The following is an 8,932-nucleotide window of genomic DNA, read 5'->3' as shown; positions in this document are numbered from 1 at the left end:
GGAGAGTTTCCAACTGAAGAAACGGTGGATGCTGATCTGATCAATGCGGGTAAGCAGACCGTAACAGCCCGGCCCGGCGCTGCATTTTTCTCAAGTGCTGAATCCTTTGCCATGATTCGTGGTGGACACGTCAATATTGCGATTTTAGGGGCAATGGAAGTTTCCGAACAGGGAGATCTGGCCAACTGGATGATTCCGGGCAAGAAAGTTAAGGGCATGGGCGGAGCCATGGATCTGGTTGCAGGTGTACAAAAAGTCGTAGTGCTGATGGAGCACTGTGCGAAAGACGGAACACCAAAAATTGTAAAACAGTGTAGCCTGCCACTTACAGGTAAAGGTGTAGTCCACCGGATTATTACCGACCTTGGTGTGATGGATATTGACGCCGCAGGGGTGAAACTGATAGAACTGGCCAAAGAGGTGACGCTAGAGCAGATTCAGGCAGTTACAGGCGTACAGCTAAATGTACAGCTAGAGAATGATGCAGCCTGATCCAATACTATAAAAATCATGTGAATAAAAAAGCAGCTTCGGCTGCTTTGTGTGTCCTAAGTAAATAATAAAACAGGCTATGGGCAGCTAGATACCATATCCAAGAATAAACAGACAAATGGATTTCAAAAACTATGTATAAACATCAAGGATTACTTGAGCGGTTCGCTCTTCGTATCAGTAACTGGTCAGAAAAATGGTTTCCTGACTCTTATATCTTCGCTTTACTGGGAGTCATCATTGTTTCAATTGCCGCGATGACGATCGGTGCTCCGGCCCAAGCTGTAGCTGAAGCTTTTGGTGATGGATTCTGGAGTCTCATTCCATTTACCCTACAAATGACCATGCTGATTATTGTCGGCTATGTGGTTTCGGTTTCCAGACCCGTCGAACTCCTTATTCAGAAAATGGCTCTTATACCCAGTTCCGGTCGTGGAGCAATTGTACTGGTTGCTACCGTCAGTCTGCTGATTTCCCTTGTCAATTGGGCCGTGAGTACTATTTTGACGGCTCTTTTAGTGATTGCACTGGCAAAACGTACTGAACTGCGAATGGACTACCGGGCCGCGGCTGCTGCAGCTATTATTGGTATGGGTGCGACTTGGGCACTGGGTATCAGTTCATCTGCTGCCCAGCTACAAGCCAATAAAGACAGTTTACCTGAATCTATTTATCAGCTTACTGGGGTTATTCCCTTCACTGAAACAATTTTTCTGTGGCAATCCATCGTTATGACTTTGGTACTGATCATTGTCTCAATTGCAATTGCCTACTGGTCTGCCCCTAAAGGTGAAAACGTCAAGACCATGCAGGATTTTAAACTGGACTTTGAAACTGAGAAAAAGCCGGAATCAAAGTCTAGCCGCCCGGGAGACTGGCTAGAAAATTCACCAATCTTAACCATACTAGTGGTGGCGATTGGTATAGGCTGGATGATTCTCGAATTTACCCAGCAGAATCCAATTCTGGCTATTTCCAGTTTAAATACCTATAACTTTGTCTTTCTGATGCTGGGCCTGGCTCTGCATGGGACACCACGTAATTTTCTTAATGCCGTGTCCAAGGCAGTACCTGCGGTCTCTGGCGTATTAATCCAGTTTCCTTTATACGGCAGTATTGCTTTTATCATGACTCATGCCATGAACAGCAATGATCTTTCTTTATCTCACTATATTGCCGAGTTTTTTGTTTCTATTGCTTCCAAGGAAAGTTTTGCTGTAGTGATGGGAATTTATTCAGCTATTCTTGGCTTTTTTGTACCCTCAGGTGGTGGAAAATGGATCATAGAGGCCCCATATGTTATGCAAGCTGCCAATGACCTGAAAGTACATTTGGGCTGGTCAGTGCAGATTTATAATGCTGCTGAGGCTTTACCGAACCTGATCAATCCATTTTTTATGTTGCCGATGCTGGGTATTTTGAAACTTAAACCTAAAGATGTGATTGGTTTTACCGTAACCCAGCTGATCGTGCATTTTCCGCTGGTTCTTTTTTTATTGTGGATACTGGGACGTACTCTGGCTTATACCCCACCTGTATTTTAATAGTACTGGCTTTTTCAAGAACAAAAGAGCCTTTCATTTTTACCAACACTGTACTGCGTTTTTTCGTTATGGTCTGAATAGGAATTCAAATATGCAACCGATTGTTATTGTTTCTGGTAGCCGTACTGCTATGGGAAGTTTTCAGGGTAGTTTATCCAGTTTAACTGCACCTGAGCTGGGAGCAGCCGTCATCCGGGAATCTCTACAACGCGCTGGTGTTCAAGCCGATCAGGTTGATGAAGTGATTATGGGCTGTGTACTCCCTGCCGGGTTAAAACAGGGTCCGGCCCGTCAGGCAATGCGTTTGGCGGGCTTGCCTGACCATGTTGGCGCCACCACTATCAATAAAATCTGTGGTTCAGGCATGAAAGCTGTCATGCAGGCAGCAGATGCAATTAAGGCAGGTAGTGCTGATATTGTAGTGGCAGGGGGGGTGGAATCAATGAGTAATGCTCCATATCTGATGCCCAAAGCACGTGCAGGATTTCGCATGGGTCATGGTGAGGTCAAGGACCACATGTTTTTAGAAGGTCTTGAAGACGCAGAAACCGGCCGTTCGATGGGTTCACTGGCACAGGATATGGCTAACCAGAAAGGTTATACCCGTGAACAGATGGATGAGTTTGCGATCCGTTCTTTAACCCGCGCGCAAAAGGCTATTAGCGAAGGTTATTTAAAAGATGAAATTGTGCCAGTAACTGTCAGCAGTCGTAAAGGTGAGGTCATTGTGGCTCAGGATGAGAATCCGTTTAATGCCAAAATTGATAAGATCGCCACCTTGCGTCCGGCTTTTGCCAAGGATGGAACAATTACGGCAGCTAATGCTAGCTCAATTAGTGACGGCGCTTCAGCCATGCTGGTCATGACTGAAGAAAATGCACAGCAGCGTGGTCTGACACCACTAGCAAAAATTGTAGCGTATGCTTCACATTCACAACATCCCTCTGAATTCACAATTGCTCCAGTGGGTGCAATTGAAAAAGTTCTGAAGAAAGCCGGCTGGAATGCAGCAGAAGTTGATTTATGGGAAATTAACGAAGCCTTTGCCATGGTAACGATGGCCGCGATTGATGCCTTTGAGCTGGATGTTGAAAAAGTTAATCTACATGGAGGTACCTGCGCCCTAGGTCATCCATTGGGTTCATCAGGTTCACGTATTATTTTGTCACTGATCTATGCACTTAAACGCACTGGCAAGCGTAAAGGTATTGCAGCACTTTGTATCGGTGGTGGAGAAGCCACTGCAATAGCGATTGAAATCATGGCCTGATCTGAGTATTGTCAATTTTCTGCAGGATATACCATCGAGCGTGGTATATCCTTTTTCATATTCTGACTCTGGAAACAATCATGTCTCAGCAAGATTACGAAAATGGCCTGAAAGTCCGCACTGAAGTTATGGGTGAGGCATTTGTACAGCGTGCCCAAAACAACACCGTTCCATTTACCCAGCCGCTGCAAGACTGGATTAATGAACATGCATGGGGGTCAACCTGGCAACGTGAAGGTATACTGCCACGCAAATACCGTTCTCTGATTACGCTTGCATTTTTGGTTGCCCAGAAGAGCCCTACCGAACTAAAGGGACATGTTCGTGGTGCACTCAATAACGGTGCCACAGTTGAAGAGATTCAGGAAGTTTTATTGCACAGCCTACCTTATTGTGGAGCACCAGCAGCCCAAGAAGCTTTCCGGGCTGCGCTTGAAGTGATTAATGACTACCATAATTCGTAAAATTTTATAAAGTGCAGGCCTTTAACCTGCATTTTTTATTTTTATTAATATAAATATTTTATGGTTATTATTTAAACTTTAGTGCTAGAAAAGCATTTTGTTTGCTGGAAGTGTGTTAGCCTTAAGTTGATGGCTTAGCTTTGAAATTAATGGACATCAGTTATATAAATTAAGTTTTCCTCATATATTTAACTGCTGGACAGCGTATAATATTAAGACATCTAATAATAAGTATCCTTTTAAGAACTATTCCCCAAGGAGTCAGCACCATGACTTATCAACATATTTTAGTTCCCGTAGATGGTTCACCAACTTCTCTCGCTGCAGTCAAACAGGCAGCTGATATTGCCAAGGCTTTTGGCAGTAAGGTTACAGCAGTTTGTGTACTTTCAGTTGAACCTTTTATTGCTGTTGAATTTGTCGATACCCAGACGCTGGTAGAAGACTATCGTAACAAAGCTAAACAGGAAATACAGAAAACTCTGGATCAGTCCAAAGCCCTTTTTGCCGCAGAAGGGATAGAAATAGAAACCCGTCTGACTGAAGGACAGGAAATTTATAAAGAAATTATTAATACCGCAGAAGAGATAAATGCCGACCTGATTATTATGGGTTCACATGGCCGTAAAGGGATCAAGAAAATCTTTCTCGGAAGTGTAGCCCAGAGTGTATTGGCAGCAACGCATTTACCAGTCATGATTATCAAACAATAATTATTTGATCTGTTAATTGCATTTGAATCTCAGGTCAGGAGAGGAAAATAAGCCTAGACAGTTTTAAAGACTATTCAGCTCATTTTCCTCACATGACTTTCTAAGATATCGGTTCTGATGAATACCTTAGATCCTGATCCATCTTCAATCGATTGCACTACTCCCACTATTGCTGTAGGTCACTTAGATAACATTCCTTTTCCTTTAGGTAAAAACTGCCGAGTCCCGGCATACTGATTGTTCAATATGACTTTTCTCACCTTCTTCATGATTCAGAAAAAGCTGTAGCTCAAATCAAACCTTCTGCTGTTATTTTATGTAAAATAATTCAGGATCATCACTCAACAGGTTATACGAATAAGGAGCGATTTAAATAGCATGAGTACAGCCTTGTACATATAAATAATTATTATTCATTTAGCTTTCTATATTTCATTTTTAGAGGCTATTTATATAGTCAGAAAAACAATGCCTGAGATAAAAATCCTGAGTAAAGCTGATTTTTACTTGACTAGAAACTGCTGACCCAATACCCAAGCAATAATATTCAGCAGTCTAAAGATTTAAGATCTTTTTAAAGCATAGAGAGAACTGCTCACTAGCCATCTTTTATATTCTTACAAAAAATAAATGATCCAACCAGAATTAATTCAGCTCTTCTTGAGCAGGCTCCTCAAAGCGGTTTATCCATTGATCCAGTTTTTCCAAGTCAACCACAGGTATACTATCGATGCCCAATTGGTTACGTTTTTTCAGTCGTGACTTCAGCTCATCTATAGATACCTTCAAATAGCACACTTTGGCTATAACACCGAGCTCCTTGGCTACAGCGCGATAATGATCACGCTCCGTCCTTAACCAGAATCCATATTCAAGAATGACACTGTGGCCCTGTTTAAGTAATTGCAGGGCAAGCTGCCACTGGAGCTGCTCTACCTTAATTCTTGCCTGATCATCGTAAAAACTTAAACCGAGATCATATAACCACTCATCTGGTGAAAAGCGAATAGCCCCATATTCTTTTTCTAGAATTCTAGCCAATGTAGTCTTTCCTGAACCTGGCAATCCACACATTAAATAAAGAACTGGAATTATAGTATTTTCAGGCATTTATTATTTTCCCTTTCTTTCATTTCTGGCTATAGTCATAGGAGATTAGGTTTTGACTGATAAATTTCTCTATTTTAATATTTTTAATTTAATCAAAAATTAAAGCATTATGTGCGCTTACTCCTGCCAGTGCCCCATCACCTACGGCTAAAGACACTGAACCGCCGGGCCGAGCTGCGTCTCCACAGGCAAATACCCCATCAACTGAAGTTGCTTTTAGGTCATTTGTATAAATGAATTCCCCTGTTTCATCTTCTTCAATTTTACAACCCAAATCCTTGATCCAGCCTTGCTCTAAAAAGGTTTTAGTTTGTATAAACAATCCATCAAAGTGTGTGATGCTCTGATCTGTAAATATCACATCAGCATGAGAATCCATCTGCTTAATTGAACGGTCATCTATGGTCACGCCTCTTTCTTGTAATTGCTGTTTGGCTTTCAGATTCAACAGGTCTGGCTGACCATTTAATAAGAGTGTAGTCTTACCCCAGTCTGGAAGCATCATGGCCAGATGGGTAACATGGGCAGAACTGGCTAAAAGTGCAATATTTCCCTGATTGAGTTCATAGCCATGGCAATATGGGCAATGAAATACAGATTTCCCCCAACGTTCGTTTAGACCTGAAATATCCGGTAAGCGGTCAGTGACTCCCGAGGCTATGATTATTTTTTTAGCATAAATTGACTGTTGAGTATCCAAATACAAATAAAAATCCTGATTATTTTTTTCTACCCGGTGGACCGTGCCCTGTTGCCAGTTGACTGTCTTATAGCGCTGTAATTGTTCCCGTGCCTTTTTTATAATTTCCAGCGCCTGAATTCCATCTTGTGCAAGAAAACCATGAGAGTTTTCGGCGAATCGATTCCGTCTCTGCCCTGCATCAATTACTATAATATTTCGACGTGCCCTTGCCAAAGGTACTGCCGCAGATAAGCCGGCATAACTTCCGCCAATAATTGCAACGTCATAAATCATTTTGATAACTCCGAAAATCTCATTTCAGGAATTAGCTTAATACTTCTAGCTTATACCAATGTTGATGTCCTTTATGAGAAATGCAACTTTATGATTATTTTGTTTGCTTAACTGAATTTCTTTATCACCTTAAAGTGAAATGGCTATCTCAAGCAGCATTTTTTTAAAATATAAACCTCAAATCTATACCAGATCACACCTACCCCAAATATTAATTTTAATTAACCAGTTATTTTTAATGAATATATTTATTATATAGGTACTTTTTTACTTATTATTTTATTCACTTAAATAATATATCAAAACTAAACACTTTATATAAATTTACCAGCTAAAATCTCCCCCCCCTATACCAGCAGAACTTTCTTTTTGAGTAAATACCCCACTTATGCTCAGGCTAGTATTGTTATCAACAATCCGCTGATAACCTACAGCAACTGCCTGTTCAGATCTCTACAGATCGGCATCAACACGGTTTTTCCTTATAAGACGGCTGTGCTTATTACTTCATTTATCACTTGATTTATAATTTAGCACTATTTCTTCAGGGATAACTCCCTTAAATTGGTCACTAAAAAACCTGCTCTAGCCTGATCATGAGAATAGATAGCATCTTAAGTATCGATCTTCTATTTTTTAATATTTAACCTTCTCTGATACCATATTATTTAGATGTTAAAATTCTCAATATTTAAAAAATATTTCTATAAAATAAGATTTTTAAGGCTGACTATAATAGAAATTGTCTTGTTATTTTAGTTTTCATTAAAATCAATAAGTTAAAAATATATTCAATTCAGAAGTTATAAGCCTTAATATATAGCTAAAATAAATTTCCTCTATTTTAACAACCTTAACAATAAAAGAGTGTTCTATGCGTCATTCTTATCATGCTGAACAGCACTATATGGAGCGTGCGGGATGGTTACGTGCTGCTGTACTGGGTGCAAACGACGGGATTATCTCTGTTACCAGCCTTGTCATCGGCGTAGCGGCAAGTGGGGCCTCCACTCATACCCTGTTAATTACCTGTATAGCCGGCCTGATTTCTGGCGCTGCCTCAATGGCAGCCGGCGAATATATATCAGTTAAGTCCCAGCAGGATATCGAGCAGAGTGATTTGAATATGGAAGCACGAGAATTAGATCTTCATCCGGCCCATGAATTAAAGGAGCTCCAAGATATCTATATACGTCGCGGTTTAGACTCTGACCTTGCCCATCAGGTTGCTCAACAGCTGACTGCACATAATGCTCTGGACGCCCATGCAAGAGACGAAATTGGTATTTCAGCACAGACTTCGGCAAATCCTGTTCTTGCAGCAGTCGCATCAGCTCTGGCTTTTTCAGTGGGGTCTTTGTTTCCTGTTGCTGCAATTATTTTTCTTCCTGAATCTATACTCCAATCAGGCATTATTATAATTGGTATATTAAGTCTGGGAGTTCTGGGTGCGCTGGCAAGCTATGCCGGTGGCAATTCTATCTGGAAAGGTGCAATACGTATTATGATATGGGGAATTATTGCGATGCTGTTTAGTGCATGGGTGGGTTCATTATTTAATGTCACAGCTGTTTAGGCAATAAATCATATAAATATATTGTACCCTTATAACTCTTTTAATTTTATTTTAAGCAAGAAAAACCATAATCCAGATAGTATATTTATGTGATCAGGTTATGAGCTTATATTCCCCATATAAGGGTAAGAAAAGTGTCAAACGTATTATAAATGCTTTTTATTATTCGATAACAGGCCTCGTCACAGCTTATCAGCATGAACCTGCTTTTCGTCAGATTATACTGATGAACCTGATACTGGTTCCTTTAAGTTTCTTTATCAAAGTTACCAGTATAGAACGTGCACTCATGATTGCTGTATGTTTATTATCAATTGTGATTGAGCTATTTAACTCGGCGCTTGAAGCTGTAGTTGACAGGATCTCTCTTGAAAGACATATTCTTTCTAAAAATGCGAAGGATATGGGAAGTGCAGCTCAGCTAATTGCTATCTTTATTATTCTTAGTACTTGGCTAATTATTTTAAGTCATTAAATCTTTTAATTTATAAGATATCTTTTAAATTCTCGATCTCAATTTATTTGATTAAATTAAGGTTAATATAATAGGTATTGAAATTAAAATTATAGTCTAAAATTAATTAATCAGCCATTATGAAAATATATAATCAATATAATCAATTAAAAACTAATATAGTAGATTAAAATTTTTATATCTTAATATTTAAGCTGTATAGAAGGTAGTATAAAGAGCCTTTGGGAGTGATATCTATTATCAGGATTCATCTTTTTTATCTATTATATCAATGAGCTAAAATAATATCTAATTAAATTAACAGCTTAATAA

Annotated in this window: 9 protein-coding genes and 1 pseudogene; 7 read left to right on the top strand and 3 right to left on the bottom strand. The window is 39.8% G+C overall.

Features of this window, described 5'->3' with window-relative positions:
• The 5 genes from J502_RS15395 to J502_RS15375 all read left to right on the top strand — a co-directional run.
• Positions 1-492 (top strand): succinyl-CoA--3-ketoacid-CoA transferase (locus J502_RS15395; RefSeq protein WP_034685052.1); only part of this gene is annotated, 492 nt, incomplete at its 5' end.
• Positions 493-626: 134 nt separating this feature from the next.
• Entirely contained in the window at positions 627-2,036 is a 1,410-nt protein-coding gene (locus J502_RS15390; protein WP_005406866.1) for a short-chain fatty acid transporter, read from the top strand.
• Positions 2,037-2,127: 91 nt separating this feature from the next.
• Entirely contained in the window at positions 2,128-3,306 is a 1,179-nt protein-coding gene (locus tag J502_RS15385) for a thiolase family protein (protein WP_034685049.1), read from the top strand.
• A gap of 80 nt (positions 3,307-3,386) precedes the next feature.
• Positions 3,387-3,770, top strand: coding sequence for a carboxymuconolactone decarboxylase family protein (locus J502_RS15380; protein WP_005027381.1), 384 nt, complete (start codon positions 3,387-3,389; stop codon positions 3,768-3,770).
• 269 nt (positions 3,771-4,039) lie between these two features.
• Positions 4,040-4,483 carry a universal stress protein gene (locus J502_RS15375; protein WP_005406821.1) on the top strand — a complete coding sequence of 148 codons (444 nt, stop codon included), beginning with the start codon at positions 4,040-4,042 and terminating at the stop codon, positions 4,481-4,483.
• Between the two features lie 645 nt (positions 4,484-5,128).
• Here the strand turns inward: J502_RS15375 and J502_RS15370 are convergent.
• The 3 genes and pseudogenes from J502_RS15370 to J502_RS17020 all read right to left on the bottom strand — a co-directional run.
• Complete coding sequence (locus tag J502_RS15370; RefSeq protein WP_005406873.1) at positions 5,129-5,593, bottom strand: P-loop nucleotide/nucleoside kinase family protein; 465 nt, start codon at positions 5,591-5,593, stop codon at positions 5,129-5,131.
• 88 nt (positions 5,594-5,681) lie between these two features.
• The gene (locus J502_RS15365) at positions 5,682-6,569 is read right to left on the bottom strand and encodes an NAD(P)/FAD-dependent oxidoreductase (protein WP_005406570.1); all 888 of its coding nucleotides are present in this window, start codon (positions 6,567-6,569) and stop codon (positions 5,682-5,684) included.
• 324 nt (positions 6,570-6,893) lie between these two features.
• Positions 6,894-7,010 (bottom strand): annotated as a pseudogene (locus J502_RS17020) (hypothetical protein); the annotation flags it as partial.
• A gap of 433 nt (positions 7,011-7,443) precedes the next feature.
• On the opposite strand from J502_RS17020, the gene J502_RS15360 reads away from it, so the two are divergent.
• Complete coding sequence (locus tag J502_RS15360; RefSeq protein WP_005406599.1) at positions 7,444-8,145, top strand: VIT1/CCC1 transporter family protein; 702 nt, start codon at positions 7,444-7,446, stop codon at positions 8,143-8,145.
• 100 nt (positions 8,146-8,245) lie between these two features.
• The gene (locus J502_RS15355) at positions 8,246-8,620 is read left to right on the top strand and encodes a diacylglycerol kinase (RefSeq protein ID WP_005406652.1); all 375 of its coding nucleotides are present in this window, start codon (positions 8,246-8,248) and stop codon (positions 8,618-8,620) included.
• The last annotated feature ends 312 nt before the right edge of the window (positions 8,621-8,932 follow it).

The sequence above is a fragment of the Acinetobacter sp. 1294596 genome (assembly GCF_000582925.1).
Classification (GTDB): Bacteria; Pseudomonadota; Gammaproteobacteria; order Pseudomonadales; family Moraxellaceae; genus Acinetobacter; species Acinetobacter radioresistens.
Note: the sequence above shows the minus strand (reverse complement) of the source record. Positions and strands in the feature narration are given on the sequence as shown.

Excerpts from the sequence above, each read along its gene's own strand:
- J502_RS15360 (WP_005406599.1), top strand. The coding sequence starts at position 7,444 with ATGCGTCATTCTTATCATGCTGAACAGCACTATATGGAGCGTGCGGGA.
- J502_RS15390 (WP_005406866.1), top strand. The coding sequence starts at position 627 with ATGTATAAACATCAAGGATTACTTGAGCGGTTCGCTCTTCGTATCAGT.
- J502_RS15355 (WP_005406652.1), top strand. The coding sequence starts at position 8,246 with ATGAGCTTATATTCCCCATATAAGGGTAAGAAAAGTGTCAAACGTATT.
- J502_RS15370 (WP_005406873.1), bottom strand. The coding sequence starts at position 5,593 with ATGCCTGAAAATACTATAATTCCAGTTCTTTATTTAATGTGTGGATTG.
- J502_RS15365 (WP_005406570.1), bottom strand. The coding sequence starts at position 6,569 with ATGATTTATGACGTTGCAATTATTGGCGGAAGTTATGCCGGCTTATCT.
- J502_RS15380 (WP_005027381.1), top strand. The coding sequence starts at position 3,387 with ATGTCTCAGCAAGATTACGAAAATGGCCTGAAAGTCCGCACTGAAGTT.
- J502_RS15375 (WP_005406821.1), top strand. The coding sequence starts at position 4,040 with ATGACTTATCAACATATTTTAGTTCCCGTAGATGGTTCACCAACTTCT.
- J502_RS15385 (WP_034685049.1), top strand. The coding sequence starts at position 2,128 with ATGCAACCGATTGTTATTGTTTCTGGTAGCCGTACTGCTATGGGAAGT.